The sequence below is a fragment of the Thiohalobacter sp. IOR34 genome (genome assembly GCF_030406045.1).
GTDB lineage: Bacteria > Pseudomonadota > Gammaproteobacteria > Thiohalobacterales > Thiohalobacteraceae.
Genome location: NZ_CP128988.1, coordinates 2,813,915 through 2,833,922 on the forward strand (window position 1 = coordinate 2,813,915; position 20,008 = coordinate 2,833,922).

The 20,008-nt window shown below is 57.7% G+C and carries 12 protein-coding genes; 11 read left to right on the forward strand and 1 reads right to left on the reverse strand.

Features of this window, described 5'->3' with window-relative positions; genetic code table 11:
* The first annotated feature begins 12 nt into the window (after positions 1-12).
* The 8 genes from QVG61_RS12960 (at position 13) to QVG61_RS12995 (ending at position 11,572) form a co-directional block, all read left to right on the forward strand.
* Entirely contained in the window at positions 13-1,524 is a 1,512-nt protein-coding gene (locus tag QVG61_RS12960) for a type I restriction-modification system subunit M (RefSeq protein WP_289931080.1), read from the forward strand.
* Complete coding sequence (locus tag QVG61_RS12965) at positions 1,521-2,585, forward strand: virulence RhuM family protein (RefSeq protein ID WP_289931081.1); 1,065 nt, start codon at positions 1,521-1,523, stop codon at positions 2,583-2,585. Before QVG61_RS12960 ends, QVG61_RS12965 begins: the two co-directional genes overlap by 4 nt.
* Positions 2,578-3,756 carry a restriction endonuclease subunit S gene (locus QVG61_RS12970; RefSeq protein ID WP_289931082.1) on the forward strand — a complete coding sequence of 393 codons (1,179 nt, stop codon included), beginning with the start codon at positions 2,578-2,580 and terminating at the stop codon, positions 3,754-3,756. The genes QVG61_RS12965 and QVG61_RS12970 overlap by 8 nt, the downstream gene beginning before the upstream one ends.
* 23 nt (positions 3,757-3,779) lie before the next feature.
* A complete protein-coding gene (locus tag QVG61_RS12975) occupies positions 3,780-5,666 on the forward strand; it encodes an AAA family ATPase (RefSeq protein ID WP_289931084.1) in 1,887 nt (628 codons plus the stop codon).
* Positions 5,663-6,448, forward strand: a complete 786-nt coding sequence (locus QVG61_RS12980; protein WP_289931085.1) for a DUF3800 domain-containing protein — start codon at positions 5,663-5,665, stop codon at positions 6,446-6,448. The genes QVG61_RS12975 and QVG61_RS12980 overlap by 4 nt, the downstream gene beginning before the upstream one ends.
* Positions 6,449-6,506: 58 nt before the next feature.
* Positions 6,507-7,510, forward strand: a protein-coding gene (locus QVG61_RS12985; protein ID WP_289930011.1) for an IS630 family transposase whose coding sequence is annotated in 2 segments (ribosomal slippage) — positions 6,507-6,972 and positions 6,972-7,510 — 1,005 coding nt in all. Because the reading frame shifts where the segments join, the coding sequence is not laid out codon by codon here.
* 106 nt (positions 7,511-7,616) lie between these two features.
* Positions 7,617-10,811, forward strand: a complete 3,195-nt coding sequence (locus QVG61_RS12990) for a type I restriction endonuclease subunit R (RefSeq protein WP_289931086.1) — start codon at positions 7,617-7,619, stop codon at positions 10,809-10,811.
* Between the two features lie 110 nt (positions 10,812-10,921).
* Positions 10,922-11,572 (forward strand): SprT family zinc-dependent metalloprotease, encoded by a 651-nt coding sequence (locus QVG61_RS12995; protein ID WP_289931087.1) that lies wholly within the window; start codon positions 10,922-10,924, stop codon positions 11,570-11,572.
* A 458-nt stretch (positions 11,573-12,030) separates the two neighbouring features.
* Here QVG61_RS12995 and QVG61_RS13000 read toward each other — a convergent pair whose 3' ends face one another.
* On the reverse strand, positions 12,031-12,864 hold the full coding sequence (locus QVG61_RS13000) for a DUF1566 domain-containing protein (RefSeq protein ID WP_289931088.1): 834 nt from the start codon (positions 12,862-12,864) through the stop codon (positions 12,031-12,033).
* A gap of 1,362 nt (positions 12,865-14,226) precedes the next feature.
* On the opposite strand from QVG61_RS13000, the gene QVG61_RS13005 reads away from it, so the two are divergent.
* From QVG61_RS13005 to QVG61_RS13015, 3 genes are all read left to right on the forward strand, one after another.
* Positions 14,227-16,122 carry an ATP-binding cassette domain-containing protein gene (locus QVG61_RS13005; RefSeq protein WP_289931089.1) on the forward strand — a complete coding sequence of 632 codons (1,896 nt, stop codon included), beginning with the start codon at positions 14,227-14,229 and terminating at the stop codon, positions 16,120-16,122.
* Positions 16,123-16,440: 318 nt separating this feature from the next.
* A complete protein-coding gene (locus QVG61_RS13010; RefSeq protein ID WP_289931090.1) occupies positions 16,441-18,378 on the forward strand; it encodes an LTA synthase family protein in 1,938 nt (645 codons plus the stop codon).
* Positions 18,375-19,178, forward strand: coding sequence for a class I SAM-dependent methyltransferase (locus tag QVG61_RS13015; protein ID WP_289931091.1), 804 nt, complete (start codon positions 18,375-18,377; stop codon positions 19,176-19,178). The genes QVG61_RS13010 and QVG61_RS13015 overlap by 4 nt, the downstream gene beginning before the upstream one ends.
* The last annotated feature ends 830 nt before the right edge of the window (positions 19,179-20,008 follow it).

A 20,008-nucleotide genomic window follows, 5' to 3' on the forward strand; every position in this document is an offset into this window, starting at 1 on the left:
GGAGAACACTGCATGACCGACAAGCTCAAGCAATCCGAAATCAATGCAACCGCCTGGGCGGCCTGCGACACCTTCCGTGGCGTCGTGGACCCGGCCCAGTACAAAGATTACATCCTGGTGATGCTGTTCCTGAAATACATCTCCGACACCTGGCAGGATCACTACGAAGGCTACAAAAAACAATACGGCGACGACGAGGAACGCATCCACCGCAAGCTGGCCCGCGAACGCTTCGTGCTGCCGAAGGGCGCGAGCTTCTACGATCTCTATGAGGCTCGCAACGAACCCAACATCGGTGAGCGAATCAACATCGCCCTGGACGCCATCGAAGAGGCCAACAAATCCAAACTCGAAGGCGTATTCCGCAACATCGACTTCAACTCCGAGGCCAACCTGGGCCGCACCAAGGATCGCAACCGACGCCTCAAACACCTGCTGGAGGACTTCAACAAGCCCCAACTGAACATGCGCCCCAGCCGCGTCTCGGAAGACGTGATCGGCAACACCTACATCTACCTCATCGAGCGCTTCGCTTCCGACGCGGGCAAGAAGGCCGGTGAGTTCTACACCCCCCACAAGGTCTCCGAACTGCTGGCGAAACTGGCTCGGCCGAAGGCGGGTGACCGTATCTGCGATCCCGCTTGCGGTTCCGGCGGCCTGCTCGTCGAGGCGGCCCGCGAAATCGGCGGCCGCGACTTCGCTCTGTTCGGTATGGAGGTCAACGGCAGCACCTGGGCGCTGGCGCGCATGAACATGTTCCTGCATGGCATGGACGGCGCCCGCATCGAATGGTGCAACACCCTCACCAGTCCTGCACTGGTGGAAAACGACCGCCTGATGAAATTCAACGTGGTAGTGGCCAACCCGCCCTTCTCGCTGGACAAGTGGGGCCAGGACGAGGCCGAGAATGACCGCTTCAACCGCTTCTGGCGCGGTATTCCTCCCAAGAGCAAGGGCGACTACGCCTTCATCAGCCACATGATTGAAGCCGCGCTGGAAAAGGAAGGCCGCGTGGCCGTGGTCGCGCCCCACGGCGTGCTGTTCCGCGGCGGCGCAGAAGGCCGCATCCGCCGCCGGCTTATCGAGGACAACCTGCTGGACGCCGTCATCGGCCTGCCTGCCAATCTGTTCCCCACCACCGGCATCCCGGTGGCCATCCTGGTCTTCGACCGCACACGGGAGAAAGGCGGTGCCAATGAGAAACGGCGCGACGTGGTGTTCATCGACGCCAGCCGCGAATACCAGTCCGGCAAGAACCAGAACACCCTGGACGAGACCCATATCGAGAAGATCGTCGCCACCTACCAGGCGCGCAAGGACGTGGACAAATACGCCCACGTCGCCAGCTTCGAGGAAATCGCCGAAAACGACTTCAACCTCAACATCCCGCGCTACGTGGACACCTTCGAGGAAGAGGAAGAGATCGACATCGACGCCGTGCAAAAGGAGATCGACCAACTGGAGAAGGAACTGGCCGAGGTGCGGGCGAAGATGGCGCAGAAACTGGCGGAGATCGAGCGATGAGCCCGGAAGACGAAGACATCGTCTCGCAACGAGGCGAAATCCTGTTCTACCAGGCCGAGGACGGCACAACCCGCCTCGAATGCCGCTTCGAGGATGAGACCATCTGGCTGAGCCAGGCCATGCTCTGCGAGCTATACCAGAAATCCAAGGCCACCATCAGCGAGCACCTGAAAAACATATTTAAAGACGATGAGTTACAGGAAGATTCAGTTGTTCGGTTTTTCCGAACAACTGCCGCCGACGGCAAGGAATACAACGTAAAACACTTCAACCTCGATGCCATCCTCGCCGTCGGCTACCGGGTGCGCAGCCAGCGGGGCACCCAGTTCCGCCGCTGGGCCACCGAGCGGCTGCGTGAATACCTGGTCAAGGGCTTCACCATGGATGACGAGCGGCTCAAGAACCCGCCCGTGGCCGACTGGGGTGTGCCCGACTACTTTGACGAGATGCTGGAACGCATCCGCGACATCCGCGCCAGCGAACGGCGCATGTACCTGCGGGTGAAAGAAATCTTCGCCATGGCGGGCGACTACGACCCCTCCTGGCCGGAGACTACCAGGTTCTTCAGCATCATCCAGAACAAGCTGCACTACGCCGCCACAGGCTTGACCGCCGCCGAACTCATCCAGCGCCGCGCCGACCACGAACTCCCCAACATGGGCCTGACCTCCTGGAAAGGCGATGAAGTGCGCAAGACCGACGTCACCACCGCCAAGAACTACCTCACCGAACCGGAAATCGACGAACTCAACCGCATCGTCGTCATGTGGCTCGACTTCGCCGAAGACCAGGCCCGCCGCCGCAGGCAGATTTTCATGCAGGACTGGGAACGCAAGCTCGACGAATTCCTTACCTTCAACGAGCGCAAGGTGCTGCCTAATGCCGGATCAGTCAGCAAGAAGGCGGCGGATGAACACGCACGGCAGGAGTATGAGCGGTTTGCGGAGCGCAGGCGGGGGCGCAAGGAAGCCCTCGGAAAAGAAGAGTCCATTAAGGCGCTGGAGATTGTGGCAAAAAAGTTGGGGCAAGAAGATAAAAAGCCAGAGGTGAAGGGTGAGTAAGGAAAACGATTTCTGGCGAGAGGTGCAGCTCAATACCCTTGTAGACAATGAGTATCCTATTTGTTACGGGATACTTAAGCCCGGGAAATTCTTCCAGGGCGGTGTGCCTGTAGTGAAGGTAAAAGATATCACCAACGGCATTATTCAGACCGAATCATTGCTACTCACTGACCCTCAAATTGAGAATCAGTATAAACGTTCTCGGTTAAACGGGGGCGACATATTGTTATCAATAAGAGGCACCACAGGTAAGGTTGCTATTGTTCCAGATCTTTTGAAAGGAGCTAACATCACACAGGATACAGCGCGTATACGGATTTCCTGTGATATAACGAAACGATATGTATTGCAAGTACTAAGAAGCGACTATGTGCAAACGCAGATAGAAAAGGACAAGGTAGGTCAGGCCGTAAAAGGAATAAACATTAGAGATGTAAGAAAATTATCGTTTTTGATCCCAAAGACCCTATCAAGCCGCAAGAAAGTTACCGATTTGCTCGAAATATGGGATGCCGCCATCGAAAATACCGAGAAGCTGATCGCGGCGAAGGAAAAACGGTTTTCGTGGCTGCTCAGCCGCCTGATTTCCGATAAAAGCCATCCGCGTGGACATATCCGCGATTTTTCCACAGAAGTATCTGCACGCAACCGTGACGGCGCAGTCAAGCAGGTACTCAGTGTTACCAATCACAGTGGCTTTGTACTGCCCGAAGACCAGTTTGAGCGACGAGTTGCCAGCGCCGACCTGAGCAACTACAAGATTGTCAGGCGCGGCCAATATGCCTACAACCCTTCCCGCATCAACGTCGGATCCATTGCCCGCCTGGATGATTGGGATATAGGGGTTCTAAGCCCAATGTACGTCGTTTTCGAACTGGACGAGAAGAGAATAAATTCTGATTTCTTCCTGCACTGGCTATCTTCTCACGAGGCAAGACAACGAATAAAAAAGAGCGCTCAGGGTAGTGTACGTGAAACGGTAAGTTTTGGTGATTTTGCTGCCATACCGTTTCCGCTCCCATCACAAGAAGAGCAGCAGGCAATTGCTAGAACGCTTAACATCGCCCAGCAGGAAATAACAATACTTAACGATCTGGCGGACGCTTATCGACAACAGAAACGCGGCTTGATGCAGAAACTGTTAACCGGTCAGTGGCGGGTAAAATCATGAAAAATCACCAGGAGGATTAGGTCATGCAGCTAAAATCATTTCACATCTGGAATTACAAAAATATCGATGATTCCAAAGAAATTGTCGTTGATCAAAATGTAACTTGTTTCGTTGGAAAAAATGAGGCAGGAAAAACTGCCTTACTCCAAGCGCTATACCGTCTGAACCCCGTGGAAGACGTCGAATACGACGAGGTAAAAGACTACCCAAGAAAAGGGCTTCGTGAATACTTGCGGAAAGTCAAGGCAGGGAAAGAGGAGTCAGCAAAAGTCATTACCGCAGACTTTGAACTAGATAATGATGATATTGCTGCGGTGGTAGAGGAATTCGGTGATTGCATTTCACAAGGGGCAATACTGACTATCACAAAAAAATACGATGGAACAAAACTTATTGGCCTGAACATCGATGAGCACAAGTGGATCAAACATTACACATCAAATAGTAATTTATCAGGTAATTCTGCCCAGAAGGCGAAAGCCACCAAGTCTCTTGATTCTCTAATTTCCTCGCTGGAGGAGTGCGAAGATGATGCTGTTGCCCAGCAACACTTGAGTTATCTAACAGGTGTTGCGAATAAAGGGATTATTATTGAGGTCTGGCAGAGTTGCCTAAAGGAGCGTGTGCCTAAGATTTTCTTCTTTGATGATTATCGAATAATGAAAGGGACGGCGTTGCTAGACCAAATCGACGCAGAAGCAGATGAAGGAATAAGGACACTAAAGGACTTGCTGGATTTGGCTGGCATAACGGCCCAGGAGCTGCGAAATAACACAGATTACGAGCACCACAAGGCCAATCTCGAAGCCATTGCCAATGAGATCACGGATGATGTATTCCACTACTGGAAGCAGAACCCATCACTCGAAGTGGAATTTGATGTGCATCGATCTCCCGGAAACAATCAGCCAGGTGAATTTCATGTGCGCATCAAAAATAAAAAACACCGCGTAACAGTTCCCTTTGACGAGCGCTCACGAGGGTTTGTCTGGTTTTTCTCCTTCCTCACGGCCTTCAAAAAGCTGTCTGAAGATAACGAACAAATGATTATCCTTCTGGATGAACCGGGCCTCAATCTTCATGCCAGTGCACAGGCAGACTTGCTCAGATTCATCGAGGATGTTCTTGCACCTGATCACCAGGTTCTTTACACAACGCATTCACCATTCATGGTTGATGCACACCGGTTTGAGCGTGTTCGCACCGTTGAGGACATAGATAACGAGGGCGTTAAGGTCTCCTCGGAATGCCTGAGTGTTGATGCGAACACCGTATTCCCATTGCAGGCCGCTCTGGGGTATAGCTTGGCGCAAACATTGTTTCTCGGCCCAAATTGCCTGCTTGTGGAAGGTCCGTCTGATCTCCTCTACTTGCAAACCATGTCAGCAATACTGTCCAGCGCAGGGCGAGAGACATTGAGTGACAAATGGGTCGTAACCCCTGTAGGCGGCGCTGACAAACTGGCGACTTTTGTTTCTTTGATAGGAGCAAATGAGTTGAATGTTTGTGTTCTTATGGACATATCGAAAAAGGACAAGCAGCGTGTAGACAACCTGATAAAAAGCCATTTTCTTGACCGTAATAAGATCATGCAGCTAAATGAATTTGTCGATGCGAAGGAAGCCGATATTGAGGATCTGTTTACCGAGGAAGAATATCTTGCTCTGGTGGTCTCTGCATATCCAGGCACCAAAGAAAAACTCTCAACTGATGTTCTTGATAAATCACCACGCATTGTCAAGCGAGTCGAGAAGTTTATTTCATCAAACGTACCTGCTGTCAGATTTAATCACTTCGCCCCAGCCAGGTCTGGGCTTAGCGAGTTAGGGAATAGTCTGGAGGTCAGTGAGGAAACAATCAATCGGTTTGAGAGATTGTTCAAGCGAATTAACGAGCAGTTGCCCGTATGAAATTTGCTTATATTGACGAGTCTGGCTGTTCTGATGAGGGCGATGTGTTTGTCATGGCCGGACTTCTCATTGACGCTTACCGACTACGCAAGTACACCAATAAATTTGACCATGAACTAAAGGAATTTCTTGCCAGACATCCTGGCACACCAAAAGAATTAAAGACCAAGGCATTTATCAACGGTAAAGGGGGCTGGAATAAGGTTTCACCAGATGAGCGAAAAGCATTCTTGTCTGAGATGTGTGATATTGCCGTAGAGTGCTCAAAGATTTATGCATTTGGCATGTCGTTTCAAGCATTTGAGGCCGCATGTGCTAGCGGCAAGTATATGGTGCCGTGTTCGGGTAATTATTGGGCGCTGAATGGCATGTTCATTTGCGGGCTTATTCAGAAAAAAATGCAAATCATCAAGAATAATAAAGGCCTAACCGTCCTCATTTTCGATGACAACAGAGCCCATATGCCGAAAGTATCTGACGGGTTGTATCTGGCAGATCCATGGTTTGATGGACTGTACCAGCAAAGCAAGAAAGTGAGAGGCAAGACCAAGTGGTTAGACCTGAAAGAGGAAGATCGATTTGATCATATTGTGAATACAGCATTTGCGATTAAATCTGAATACTCATCACTTATCCAGATTGCTGACGCTGTCAGTTATGTATACCGTCGCCATCTCGAACTGACAACGGAACCAGAAGCTTACGCTGGAGAGAAAGTATTTTTCGATGGACTGGCACACAAGCTCAATAGCAGGCGGGAACGATTATTGAGCCTTGCATAAATAGTGAACATTATTCTGTTTTCGTTGTCTATGGAATCGGGTATGTTGGGAGGATTCCATGGACAGCAAGACGCAATGCAAAGAGCTGGAGAAGCGGCGACTGCGGGCCGGCCGCCTTCTCTTGAAAGGCGTCCCCCAGGCGGAAGTGGCGCGACGCGTGGGAGTAGCCCGATCAACGGTCTGCGGGTGGGCCCGGCGCCTGGAACAAGGCGGATTGGATGCGCTGCGGTCGACAGGTCTGCGCGGCCGTCCGGGTTCGCTGGACAAGGCCGACCTGCGTGAGCTGAAGCGGATCCTGTTGAAAGGCGCGCTGGCCAGCGGGTTTGCCACCGAGGTCTGGACCCTGGGGCGTGTGCGGAAGGTGCTGGACGAGCAGTTCGGGGTGCAGCTGTCAGAGTCGCAGGTCTCCCGCGTGCTGGGGCGCATGGGGTTCAGCTGCCAGCGGCCGGCCCGGCGCGCCTTGCAGCGCGATGAGCGTGCGGTGCGGGAGTGGAAGACCAAGCGCTGGCCGGCACTAAAAAAAACGCTGCAAAAGAGGGGCGTGTGATCGTGTTTGTCGATGAATCGGGTCTGTCGGAACGGCCCACACTGGTGCGCACCTGGGCACCGAAGGGACAGACGCCTGTCATCCAGTACAGCTTCACCTGGAAGCAGCTGTCGGTGATCGCCGGGGTCAGCTTCTGGCGTTTCTACTTTCGTCTGTTCCCCGGTACGATCCGTGCCCCCCAGTGCATCGAGTTCCTCAAGGCACTCAAGCGCCAGATCGGCAGGAAGCTGCTGATCATCTGGGATGGCCTGCAGGTCCACAAGAGCCGCCTGGTCCGTCAGTATGTCGAGGATTGCAATGGGCAGATTCAGATCGAGTTCCTGCCGGCCTATTCGCCGGAGCTCAACCCGGTTGAATATCTGTTCGGGCATCTCAAACCGCATGAGCTGGGTAACTTCTGTCCCAGGGACATCGGTGAATTGAGTGACTATGCCCGGCGCAGGCTCCGTTCCATGCAGCGACGCCAGAAGACACTGGTGACCGCGTTCTGGAAACAGGCCGAGCTTCCTTTGTGATGTGTTCATCATTTATGCAAGGCTCAATAGGCCAAACACCAAAATATGAGTGTGTGGAGTTCTATAAAGACATCAAACACCCGGCCTGGGATATCTAGGAGGAGTAATGCAAGGTTTCAGGTTCAACGAAAAATGCCTCTCCCAGATCCCGGCACTGCAACAACTCATCAACCTGGGTTTTGAATATCTGCCGCTGGATCAGGCGTTGGCCGCGCGCCAGGGAAAGACCGGCAACGTGTTGCTGGAGGATGTGCTCCGTGAACAGTTACGGGGAATTAACCGCATTCATCACAAGGGCCGGGAATACCTGTTCAGCGAGGAGAATATCCAGTCGGCGGTTCAGAAGCTGAAGAACCTCAAGTACGACGGCCTGTTGAAGACCAACGAGGCCATCCATGAGCTGCTGACCCTGGGAACGTCGCTTGAGCAGACTGTCGAGGGTGATACCCGGAGCTTCAACCTGCGCTATGTGGATTGGGACGACTGGCGCAACAACCGCTTCCATGTAGCGGCGGAATTCAGCGTGGAGCGTACCCGCAGCACGGAAACTGCCCGGCCGGATATCGTGCTGTTCGTTAATGGCATCCCCTTCGCGGTCATCGAGTGCAAATCGCCCAAGGTAGAGGTGGAGCAGGCGATTTCCCAGTCTATCCGCAACCAGCGGGATGAGTATATCCCCAAACTCTTTGTTTATAGCCAGCTTGTGCTGGGCGTGAACAAAAACGCTGCCCGTTATGCCACGACAGGCACGCCCGCCAAGTTCTGGTCGCTGTGGAAGGAGCGGCAGGACAAGGAAGAGGCCGTGGCGGAAAGTGTTCACCACGTGCTCCCGGAAGGAGTGAAGGATACTTTGTTCTCTGGCGAGTTCGCCCCCGCCCGCCGGTTTTTCGACGCGCTGGAAGCCGAGGGCGAGCGCGAGATCACGGAGCAGGATTGGGCCATTCATAGCCTCTGCCGTCCCGAGCGGCTGCTAGAACTGGTGTACAAGTTCACCGTGTTCGATGCGGGCATCAAAAAGATTGCACGCTATCAGCAGTATTTCGCCATCAAGCGCATTCTAACCCATGTGAAACAGCGCGACGCGCAAAACCGTCGTCGGGGCGGCATCGTCTGGCATACCCAGGGGTCCGGCAAGTCGCTCACCATGGTGATGCTGGCCCGCGCCCTGGCACAGGAACCTAACATCAATAATCCGCGCATTGTGTTGGTCACCGACCGCAAGGATCTGGACAAGCAGCTCAAGGATACTTTTGCGGCCTGTGACATGGCGCCGCAACGGGCGCGCACCGGGCGCGATCTGCTGGAACTGGTGTCTGAGAAAAAGGCTGGCTTAGTTACCACGCTGGTGCACAAGTTCGACAAGGCGCTGAACGTTAAAAAATATCAGGATACATCCTCTGATATTTTTATGCTCATCGACGAAAGCCACCGCACCCAGTTCGGCAACTTCGCTGCCCGCATGCGGCAGATGTTTCCCAATGCCTGCTACCTTGGGTTCACCGGCACGCCGCTGATGAAAAAGGAGAAAAACAACTTCGCCAAGTTCGGTGGGCTCATCGACAAGTACTCCATCGACCAGGCCGTGGCGGATGGCGCTATCGTCCCGTTGCTCTACGAAGGCCGCCATGTGGAGATGGAGCAGAACGAAAAGGCCATCGACCTCTGGTTCAGCCGCCACACCCAGGGATTGACGGATGCACAACGGGCCGACCTGAAGAAGAAATACGCCCGCGCCGAGATGCTGAACAAGACCGACCAGGTCATCTACATGCGCGCCTTCGATATCAGTGAGCACTTTCGCGCCAACTGGCAGGGAACGGGTTACAAGGCGCAGCTCGTCGCCCCCAGCAAGGCCGCCGCGCTCAGGTATCACGAATATCTGGAAGAAATCGGCTTTGTATCTTCGGAAGTGATCATTTCCGGGCCGGACAGCCGCGAAGGCTATGATGACGTGGATGACGAGCCCACCGATGAGGTCGTGAAGTTCTGGCAGAAGATGATCAAGCGGTATGGCTCAGAGGAAGAGTACAACAAGCAGATCATCAACTGCTTCAAATACGCTGATGAGCCCGAAATCCTGATCGTGGTGGACAAACTGCTCACCGGATTCGATGCCCCGCGCAATACCGTGCTCTACCTCACCCGCATCCTGCGCGAACACACCTTGTTGCAGGCCATTGCCCGCGTGAACCGGATTTATGAAGACGAAGGCGGCGCCACCAAGGAGTTCGGCTACATCGTGGACTACGCCAGCGTGCTGGGCGAACTAGACAGGGCGCTGTCCATGTACAGCGTGCTGGATGGTTTCGAGGATGAAGACCTTGCTGGCACCCTGATCGCCGTGCAGGAGGAGGTGGCCAAGCTGCCCCAGCGCTATTCCGATCTGTGGGATCTGTTCAACGAGGTCAGGAATCAGTACGACGAAGAGGCCTACGAGGTATTGCTTGCCGATGATGCGCTGCGTGAGGAGTTCTATGAGCGCCTGTCCGACTACAGCAAGACGCTGGGGATCGCCCTTTCAGTTGAAAGGTTCATCATGAACACACCGGAAGAGAAGCTCCGCCAATACAAAAACGACCTGAAACGATTCCAGAACCTGAAGGCGTCCGTGAAGCTGCGCTATGCCGAGGCCATCGACTACCGCGACTACGAGCCGAAGATCCGAAAATTGCTGGATACCCATATTTCTGCCAGCGAAGTTGTCCAGCTTAACGCGCCGGTGAACATCTTCGACGAAGAAACCTTTTCACAGGTCAAGGAGGATCGTGGTGTCTATGGTGCAAAGACCACGGCGGCAAAGGCCGATGCCATCGCCCATGCAACGAAGAAGGCGATTACCGAGAAAATGGAGGAAGATCCCGCTTTCTATGAGAAATTCTCAAAGCTGATTCAACAGGCCATCGATGACTTCAAGGCCAAACGCCTCTCTGATCTGGAATATCTGCAACGGGTCAGTGAGATTCGGGAAAAGGTCGTCAATCGCGAGCATGACGACATGCCGGAAGCCCTGCAAGGTAATGACGACGCTATGGCCTACTATGGAATCCTGAAACCCTATTTTGACGCATCCGATGAAAAGACAGCCTGTGATGCCGCACTGACCATCAATGACATCGTTCGCCACCACTGGAAAGTGCACTTCTGGGATGACCTGGACGCACAGAAGCAGGCGATGAACGACATCGACGACTACCTGTATGACGAAGTCAGGGGCGAACGTGGCATCGATCTTAGCACCGAGCAGATGGACGAGATTATCGAAAAATCCATGCAGCTCGCCAGACACCGGATGCCCGAGTGAATCACCCACAGATTTCACAGATGAAGCATATAACAAGCAATAGTCTGCGGGAATCTGCGGATTTCCACATCCTATACGGGGGTCAGAAGATCTCATGCCAGATTCTGTATGTGAATCGCAAAACCATGGAGATAGCCGTTCACCCCGACGGTCAGGTGGTCATCACGGCTCCCTCGGACGCCGGGCTGGAAGCCATCCAACAGCGAGTCAAAAAGCGTGTCCGCTGGATCACCCGCCAGATTGCTTATTTCCATCAGTTTCAGCCTCGTACTCCACCCCGGCGATATGTCGGTGGAGAGACCCACCTCTATCTTGGCAGGCAGTATCGGTTGAAACTTTCACGTGGCAAGCAAGATGAAGTAAAACTGATACGTGGCTATTTTTTTGTATCCTGCCGGAATACACCAGCCCCCCTGAAGGTTCAGCAATTACTTGAAAAATGGTATCTGGACAAGGCCAGAAAGAAATATTCTGAAATTCTGGAATCCCGGTTACCTGAGTTCAGGCGGTTTTGCTGCATGGAACCAAAGCTGCATATTCGGCGCATGAAAACTCGCTGGGGAAGCTTATCCCCAGCCGGGGTGTTGACACTCAACCGGGATCTCATCCGCGCGCCTCGTGAATGCATCGAATATGTGGTGACTCATGAGCTTTGTCACCTGAAATATAAAGACCATTCCGCAGCCTTTTATAAACTGCTGGAACAACTACTGCCAGACTGGAAGAAACGCAAGCACCGCCTAGAATGCATGCTTGTATAGCGGCATCAACATCAATTCCACATCTCCGGAAGGTTCACGCCCAGTTCGATCTGGTCGACATATTCAAGCAATTGAAGGTAAAAGATCCAGAAGTGTCATCCGCAGTCCTGGGACTATGGAAGATCCAATCAAAGCTGCCGAGTTCATGGCAATGCCATCCCGCGGGCTTGCCGGAAAATCACCTCTGCAGGCCATCGAAGATGGCGAGCGGCAGAACCTGTTTGATCTTATCGGCCGGCTAGAGCACGGAAGCGTACCGTAGCGGCTGCCATCTGCATTAAACAGACATCTCTTCCTCGATAAATCCTCAAAATCAATGGGTTAGCCTGTCGGCCCATTTATGCTTTCAGAACCCGGCCAGTTTATGGTTTCGTGCACATCTGTGGACGCGGGGTAAAACACCTTCCACTGCAAACGACAAGAAGAGAGGCGCCCACGTGCCCCGTTGTTATGCGTTGTCACGCTTTTCCGTGCCTTGCCACGCCCAGCAGCCCGATCAGACCGCTTCCAAAAAACCACACCGCCGCCGGTACCGGTACAGCACTGACATCGCCGGTACGTACAGCCCAGACGTTGTTGACGATGAACTTGCTTCTTGACTGTTGAAGACCATCGTGGAAGTCAAACATCCATACGACGCTGGTTATGGGCGCATACTCCAGCCCGGTCCAGTAAACCGTAGACTGCATGTTGCTGAACGGACCTTTGTTGGACAGACAGAACTCAGGTTCCAGCAAGAAGCACGTGTCTTGGTTCTTGTTGACGTCGTAACGAGCGGTATTGCCCAGCGTGTTATAGAACAGGTGCGCCAGCTCGCTTGCCGTACTGCCCGGATAAGCTGAATCTGGTGCCGTGGTGTTATAACCTCGATCCGCACTGCCGTCGTAGACATAACTGTAATCGAAGGCGACACCGTTGACCGGACCCAGCGTTGGCAGCCGCCAGTCGTTGAAACCCAGGTAGCTGGCGCTGTTCATCGCATCGATCCAGTGCAGTGCCGCGCCCCAGGTCATTTTGCCGTTGGTCAGTATCTGTTCAGTGTAAGAGGCCGCATCTCCGTCATCAGGGTGATCACCCAGATCGGTGTTGTAGGCCAGGCCGAAGGTATTACTCGCCGCCAGATTCGCATCCGCGATCCAGGTGACGTTCAGCACATCGTCATAGTAGGCCTGATAATCCGTACCACCCGGCGTCGCCGGCAAGCGCCCCAGTAGCGCCGCATCCGCAGTTGTCGCCAATCCCAGGGAAAACACGCCGGCGCAGATCACGCCGGCGAAATGCTGCTGTTTCATTTTGTAACTCCTCCTCAAAGCGCTTTGTTTTTCTCATGCGCCCACGACGCAGTTTTGGTCATTGATCAGGGTTTCCCTAGCCGGGGCAAATCACCGCCAGACACCGCATCCGGCCATGTCCAATCTCGGGGAGGGAAGATTTTCTATCTTTAACAGCAAATTTCATGCCCGCTGATTGCTCGTCGATCTACTAGCCTTTTGTTTTTACTGATGTTCTACAAATTCGCATTGCTTGTTGAGCATAAGGCCCTGGCACGAAGTGCAAGGTTTCCCGACAAATACGGCATCCACCTGAATTCGTGTCCCGTTGATTTTCCTGGCTTATTCGCAGGATCCCTGCTTTTTGGGAACTATCAGTTTTCTTTACGCTACCCTGCCGGGCTCGACCAGGCCGCCAGGAAACAAGCTGGTCTTCCCCGAGAGGGGAGTGGTGACTTGAGATGCCAAATGGGCAGCAACTCGCCGAGTCCTGTGCGGGGCAGGCAAAAGCAAACAGCCTGGACCCACCGCCCCCTTGGTTCCTCTATGCAATTGGAATAAAAAGACAATTTACGAGCCTGCCGGGCCCATCAGGGGCTTCGGAATGGTATAATTACGCATACCCGAAGATGTTGTCGTCCTCGTCGGCGCCCCGATTTCTGCTGCGGCCTGATTTACCGGGGCGGTCTCTGTATCCAGGCTGCCGAACGCCATGGCTGGGAAATTGAAATTCAACCTCACGACGATCTGCAGGTGAGTCTGCTATCACTCGTACATCTATGATCCGAAGACGCGCCGCCTGCGTCCCGGATGCCCGGAGTGCGAAGAAGGGCCGGTATCACCGGCACGGCGCCTGCAACGCTCGCAAGTCCGTCAGGCCGCGAAAGCACAGCCTCTCCGAATCGTGTATTGAATACCCTTAGTCGTTACTGTCCCCATCGCAGTCGGGTGGTGCCGCCCTGCGCAGGAGCAACGGCCACATCGTGATTCACCGCCACTCTCATCACCACCTGGAGTTCGCTCCTACGAAACCCTGGCGGAACCCTCCCCGCCGGCCGGCGGTTATGCACAACGCAGCGTCAGAAATCCGACTCTATTGACGGCTGGCGTCAGCTTGCGGCAGGGCAGCCCGCCACGTTCAATAAGACATTGTTTTTAGGTAGACTACCCGCACTGGTCACAAAATAGTCAAAATAACGCAAATGCGATATTTATAGTAGAATTGCCATTATCTGCCCAATTCATCCACAACCTTATCCACAGGAAATGTGGATAAGCGGCGTTTGTGACGGACAGACAACCAGTTAGCAAAATTTCGTCGATTCCGCCGCAAAAACCCACCGGAATCGACCTCCCTGCCGCGGCACCGGCCGCCCGGACAGCATGCCCCTGATCAGCCTTCGCAATCTGAGCCTTTCCTTCGGCGGCGCACCGCTGCTGGAGTCGGCCGAGCTGAACGTGGAGTCCGGCGAGCGCATCTGCCTGATCGGCCGCAACGGCACCGGCAAATCCAGTCTGATGAAGCTCCTCGCCGGCGAGCTGTCCCCCGACGAGGGGGAGATCGTCGCCGCCAGCGGGCTGCGCGTCGCCTATCTCGGCCAGGAGGTGCCGGCGGAGGCCGGCGGCACGGTGTTCGACACCGTGGCCGAGGGACTGGGCGAGACAGGGCGGCTGCTGGCACGCTACCACGAGATCGGCCAGCGACTTGCCGGCGCGGACGACGCCGGGCTGCTCAACCGCCTGGAGCGCGTCCAGCAGCAGCTGGAGGCCGAGGGCGGCTGGCAGTTCAAGCAGCGGGTGGAGCGGGTGATCTCGCGCCTGCAGCTGGATGCCGAGGCAGCCTTCGACGCGCTTTCGGGCGGTATGAAACGTCGCGTGCTGCTGGCCCGGGCGCTGGTCGCCGAACCGGACCTGCTGCTGCTCGACGAGCCGACCAACCACCTCGACATCGAGTCCATCGCCTGGCTGGAGGAGTTCCTGCTCGGCTACCGCGGCAGCCTGCTGTTCGTCAGCCACGACCGCAGCTTTCTGCAGCGCCTGGCAACCCGGATCATCGAGCTGGACCGCGGCCGGCTCAGCAGCTGGCCCGGCGACTATGCCACCTATCTGCGGCGCAAGCAGGAGGCGCTGGAAGCGGAGGCCGGCGAACAGGCCCGCTTCGACAAGCGCCTGGCCCAGGAGGAGGTCTGGATCCGCCAGGGCATCAAGGCGCGCCGCACCCGCAACGAGGGCCGGGTGCGCGCCCTCAGGCAGATGCGCGAGGAGCGCCGCGCCCGGCGCGAACGCGAGGGCACGGCCAGGCTGCGCCTGCAGAGCGCCGAACGCTCCGGCAAGCTGGTGATCGAGGTCGAGGATCTGGACTACGCCATCGACGGCCGGCCGCTGGTCCGCGGCCTCAGCACCCGCATCCAGCGCGGCGACCGCATCGGCCTGATCGGCCCCAACGGTATCGGCAAGACCACCCTGATCCGGCTGCTGCTCGGCGAGCTGCAGCCGGACGGCGGCCGAGTGCGCCACGGTACCCGCCTGGAGGTCGCCTACTTCGATCAGCACCGCAGCCAGCTCGAGGCCGACAAGTCGGTGCTCGACAACGTCGCCCAGGGCCGCGACCGGCTGACGGTCAACGGCCGCGAACGACACGTCATCAGCTATCTGCAGGATTTTCTGTTCACCCCGGAACGCGCCCGCCAGCCAGCCGGCTCACTGTCCGGCGGCGAACGCAACCGGCTGCTGCTGGCCCGATTGTTCGCCCGGCCCTGCAACCTGCTGGTGCTCGACGAACCGACCAACGACCTGGACATCGAGACCCTGGAGCTGCTCGAGGAACTGCTGCTCGACTTCGACGGCACCCTGCTGCTGGTCAGCCACGACCGCAGCTTCCTCGACAACGTGGTGACCGCCACCCTGGCCTTCGAGGGCGAGGGCCGGGTACGGGAATATGTCGGCGGCTACAGCGACTGGCTGCGCCAGCGCCCGGCGCCCGAGGCGGCGCGGCCGGCGAAGCCCGCCGGCAGACCGTCCGACGCCAGCGCCGACTGGCGCGCGGCGAAGAAGAAGCTCGGCTACAAGGAACAGCGCGAGCTGGAGGCCCTGCCGGCGCTGATCGAGCAGCTGGAGGAGGAACAGACCCGCCTGCACCAGGCCATGGCCGACCCCGACTTCTATCAGCAGGATGGAACCCGCATCGCCGCCAGCCGCGAACGTCTGACGGCCATCGAGGCGGAGCTGGGCGAGGCCTACCAGCGCTGGGAACAACTCGAGGCCGGCACGGTCCCATAGTATTAACCCGGCAAGGGTTTACATTATATTCAGCGCCTTGGATTCGTGTCGGATCAAGGCGCGCTGCGCAGGCAAGGGGCATTCCCTTGGCAAGCGCCACAACACCGAGCCGGCGCGAATCCAAAGCGCCCAGGCTCTTGTAGAGTAAAAAGGTTGGGCCACAGCCAGCGCTCCCACAACTGCGTTGGCCAGGCTGGCCGCAGAATGACTGCGGCGGCGCCTGTCCGCCTTGCTGTGGGGACGCTGGCTGTGGCTGAATGCAATGTAAACCCTTGCCGGGTTAATAGAATCCGCTCCCAAGCTCATGAGTCATCTCCCTTGAACACGCTACTTCGCACCCGCTACGGTGCCGTCTTCCTCTTTGCGGCGCTGACCGTTCTCGTCTCCCTGCTGCTGCGCACGGCGCTGCTGCTCAAGACCGGCAGCGCCGCCGACCTGGCACCGCTCAGCCTGCTGCAGGTCTATGGCGTCGGCCTGCTCTATGATCTGGTCACCGCCAGCTATCTCAGCCTGCCGCTGGTCGTCTACCTGACCCTGCTGCCTGAGCGGATCTACCGCAGCCGCTGGCACCGGCCGCTGATGATCCTGTTCCTGCTCGGCGGCATTTATCTGCTGCTGTTCGACGCCGTGGCGGAATGGCTGTTCTGGGACGAGTTCGAGACCCGCTTCAACTTCATCGCCGTCGACTACCTGGTCTATACCCACGAGGTGCTGGGCAACATCCGCGAGTCCTACCCCCTGCCGGCCCTGCTCGGCGGCATCGGCGCCGCCTCGCTGCTGCTGCTGGCCGCGCTGCGCCGCCCGCTTGCACTCGGCCTGCAGGCCGAGAGCCGGCTGCGGCAGCGCCTTCCCCTGGCCGCCGGCCTGCTCGCCGTGCCGCTGGCCGCCATGCTGCTGCTGGACGAGTCGCTGAGCCGGATCTCGGACAACCGTTACGACAACCAACTGGCCGCCAACGGCATCTACAGCTTCTTTGCCGCCTTCCGCAACAACGAGCTGGACTACGCCAGCTTCTATCCCACCGAGCCCGAGTCACAGGTGCTGGCCGATCTGCGCCGGCTGCTCGCCGAGCCCGATGCCCGCTTCCTGCCGCCGGAGGACGACATCCTGCACCGCGTCGAGCACCCCGGGCCGGAGAAGCGCCTCAACGTGGTGCTGATCACCGTCGAGAGCCTGAGCGCCGAATACCTCGGCCTGTTCGGCAACCCCGATGATCCCCAGCCCTACAGCACGCCCTATCTCGATGCCCTGGCCGAGGAGAGCCTGCTGTTCACCCGCACCTTCGCCACCGGCACCCGCACGGTGCGCGGCCTGGAGGCGCTGACCCTGTCGCTGCCGCCGACCCCCGGCCGTTCCATCGTCAAGCGGCCGCACAACGAGAACCTGTTCTCGCTCGGCCAGCTGTTCCGTGAACGCGGCTATGTCACCGAGTTCCTCTACGGCGGCCACGGCTACTTCGACAACATGAACTATTTCTTCAGCCACAACGGCTTCGATGTCGTCGACCGCACCGACCTGGACGAGGACAAGATCCACTTCGCCAACATCTGGGGGGTGGCCGACGAGGATCTCTACACCCGCACCCTGGAGGAGATCGACCGCGCCCATGCCGCCGGCCGGCCCTTCTTCGGCCTGGTGATGACCACCTCCAACCACCGCCCCTACACCTACCCCGAGGGGCGCATCGACATCCCCTCGCACACCGGGCGGCGCGGCGCGGTGAAATACACCGACTACGCCATCCACGACTTCCTGCAACGCGCCCGCCAGCGGCCCTGGTTCGACGACACCCTGTTCGTGATCGTCGCCGACCACTGCGGCAAGAGCGCCGGCAAGACGGCCCTGGCCGCGCACCGCTATCACATCCCGCTGCTGTTCTACAGCCCGAAGCACATCAAGCCGGGACGGGTCGACACCCTGACCAGCCAGATCGACGTCGCCCCGACCCTGCTCGGCCTGCTCAACTTCAGCTACGACAGCCGCTTCTTCGGCCGCGACGTGCTGCGGCTGCCGGCAGGGCAGGCGCGCGCGCCGCTCGGCAACTACCAGAAGCTCGGCCTGCTTGAGGACGGCCAGCTCACCGTACTCTCGCCGCGTCAGCCGACCCGGGCCTACGAGGTCGACGCCGAGGGCCACGTCGGCCGCGAGATTCCGGCCGACAGCCGCCACGTCCGTGACACCATCGCCTATTACGAAGGGGCCGGCCTGCTGTTCCACAAGGGCCGCCTCGCCTGGACCGGCGGGGCCACGCCTTGAGCGCCTCCCGCCCCTGTCCGCTCTGCGAGCACCCCCACCCCCGGCTCATCCACGACCAGCCGCAGGCCCGCTTCTTCCCGCGCCGCATCCACCGCTGCCCCGGCTGCGGCTTCGCCTTCGTCGACCCGCTGCCGGATGCCGCCACCCTGTCCCGGGTCTACAACGACAGCAACTACTTCCACGATCCCGGCCAGGCCTTCAGCGAGACGCCGCCACGGCCGGGCGTGGTGCGCCGCGCCGCGAGCCGCGCCCGCTGGCTGCAGCGCCAGGGAGTGAGCGGGCGGCTGCTGGATGTCGGCTGCGCCGAGGGGGTGTTCCTCGACCAGGCACGGCAGGCCGGTCTTGAGCCGGTCGGCGTCGAACTGTCCCGCTACGCCGCCGACGTGGCGCGCCGCCGCACCGGCTGCGAGGTCCACACCGAACCCCTGGCGGCGCTGATCGAACGCGACCTGTCCTTCGACGCCCTCGGGCTCTGGGACGTGCTGGAGCATGTCACCGACCCCTTTGCCTTTCTCGGCGAATGCCGTGCCCTGCTGCGCCCGGGCGGCTGGATCGCCCTCTCCACCCCCAACCAGCGCAGCTACAACGGCGTCCTCCGGGGCGATGACTGGAAGGGCTACCGCGACGGCCCCGAACACCTGTATTTCTACAACGCCCGCACCCTGTCCCGCCTGCTCGAACGCTGCGGCTTCCAGGTACAGGCCCGGCGCAGCCGCAACATCGCCCCGGTGCTGATGCGCTGGGCGGTGGTGCTCGGCTGGGGCGGCGATCTGGAGATCCTCGCCCGCCGCCGGTACTGAGGCCGCCAGCGATCCGTGCCAGGGTCTGATTAAGCCGGCAACTAAATATGCCGTGTTCAGCCGACGGCGGCCGAACCCATTGAATCATATAATGACCGGGGCTACAGGCCTGAACACGGCATATTTACTAAGACAAACGATAACAAAGCCTCATTCAGAGCTTGCCAGGCGCCCCGGATCAAGGCGTGCTCCGCAGGGAATGGCCCGCCCTTGCCAAGGGGCACAACGCAGAGCCGGGGCGCCTGGCAAGCTCCCTGCGGGCGGGCCTCTGGACGGCCATCCGCAACGTTGCAATGGCTTGACAGGGAATTACCCTGCCGGCGCCATTGCGCCTTGCGGGCTGATCGACCAGAGACCCGCTGAATGAGGCTTTGTTATCGTTTGTCTTAGTAGTTGCCGGGTTAATAACACCACGCCAATCACGGCCTGGAGGCCGCTCCTGCCAGGGTGCCGCCATGCCCCGTAGGAGCGGCCTCCAGGCCGCGATCCCCGGCGGGTCCAGCCACGCCATCGTCCGGGGGCCTGATGCAATATCCGGGTTAGTTGCCGGGTTAATAACACGCCCCCAATGGGCTCTGTTGCCCCTGAAAAAGCGCCAATCGAGGCGCGAGGAGAGCAGTTTGGTGACGCAAATGAACGGCGAGCAACGCGGAGTGGCGCTTTTTCAGGCGCTACCCGCAGGGCTGGGGCTGTTTTTCCGCCCAGCGGCGTTATCATTCGCTCATGTAGACTGACTACATTTCGCTCATTCTGCCTTGCTGGACGAAAAAAACGGTCCCAGCAGAACCCATTGGGGGCGTGTTAACAGGCCCTGGACTCCAGGGTCTACT